We start from the raw sequence: 1,289 nt of genomic DNA, 5'->3' as shown, positions 1-1,289 counted from the left end.
ATGGCAAAGGAAAAGTTTGAGCGTACAAAACCGCACGTCAACATTGGTACGATTGGCCACGTTGACCATGGTAAGACGACGCTGACCGCAGCGATCACCAAGTATTTCGGTGACTTCAAAGCGTATGACCAAATCGACGGTGCGCCGGAAGAGAAAGCGCGCGGGATCACCATCTCGACCGCCCACGTGGAATACGAGACCGACAACCGCCACTATGCGCATGTCGACTGCCCCGGCCACGCTGACTACGTCAAGAACATGATCACCGGTGCTGCGCAGATGGACGGCGCGATCCTGGTTGTGAACGCAGCTGACGGCCCGATGCCGCAAACGCGTGAGCACATCCTGCTGGGCCGCCAGGTTGGCATCCCGAAGATGGTCGTGTTCATGAACAAAGTGGACCAGGTTGACGACGAAGAGCTGCTGGAACTGGTGGAAATGGAAATCCGCGAGCTGCTGTCTTCGTATGAATACCCCGGCGACGATATTCCGATCATCGCAGGGTCGGCTCTGGCCGCGATGGAAGGCAACAAGCCTGAAATCGGCGAAGAGAAGATTAAGGAACTGATGGCGGCTGTTGATGAGTATATCGACACCCCTGAGCGTGCTGTTGACCAGCCGTTCCTGATGCCGATCGAAGACGTGTTCTCGATCTCGGGCCGTGGTACCGTTGTGACCGGTCGTGTTGAGCGTGGCGTGATCAATGTGGGCGACGAGATCGAAATCGTCGGTATCCGCGACACCACCAAAACCACCTGCACCGGCGTTGAAATGTTCCGCAAGCTGCTGGATCGCGGTGAAGCGGGCGACAACATCGGCGCCCTGCTGCGTGGTGTGGATCGTGACGGCGTTGAGCGTGGTCAAGTTCTGTGTAAGCCGGGTTCGGTTACCCCGCACACCAAGTTCGAAGCCGAAGCCTATATCCTGACCAAGGAAGAAGGCGGCCGTCACACGCCGTTCTTCGCGAACTACCGTCCTCAGTTCTACTTCCGGACCACTGACGTGACCGGCACCGTGACCTTGGCGGAAGGCACCGAGATGGTCATGCCCGGCGACAACGTGTCGTTCGGCGTTGAGCTGATCGCGCCGATCGCGATGGAGCAGGGCCTGCGTTTCGCGATCCGCGAAGGCGGCCGCACCGTCGGCGCCGGCGTCGTGTCGAAAATCACTGAATAAGGCGCGCGTGTCGCGCCTGGTTGCGGCAGGCGATTTTCCACAGGAAAATCTGCCGAGAGCAACTCGGTAAGGAAACTAAAGAAGGCCGTCCCAAAGGGGCGGCCTTTTGTCTT

The 1,289-nt window shown here is 58.7% G+C and carries 1 protein-coding gene; it reads left to right on the top strand.

From position 1 onward, the window contains the following. A partial coding sequence (tuf, locus tag ACR0I7_RS20040) for an elongation factor Tu (RefSeq protein ID WP_480514138.1) occupies positions 1–1,176 on the top strand: 1,176 nt, incomplete at its 5' end. Positions 1,177–1,289 lie beyond the last annotated feature (113 nt).

It is taken from the genome of Ruegeria sp. AM1 (assembly GCF_056540745.1).
This window is presented reverse-complemented; position numbering and strand designations above follow the sequence as displayed.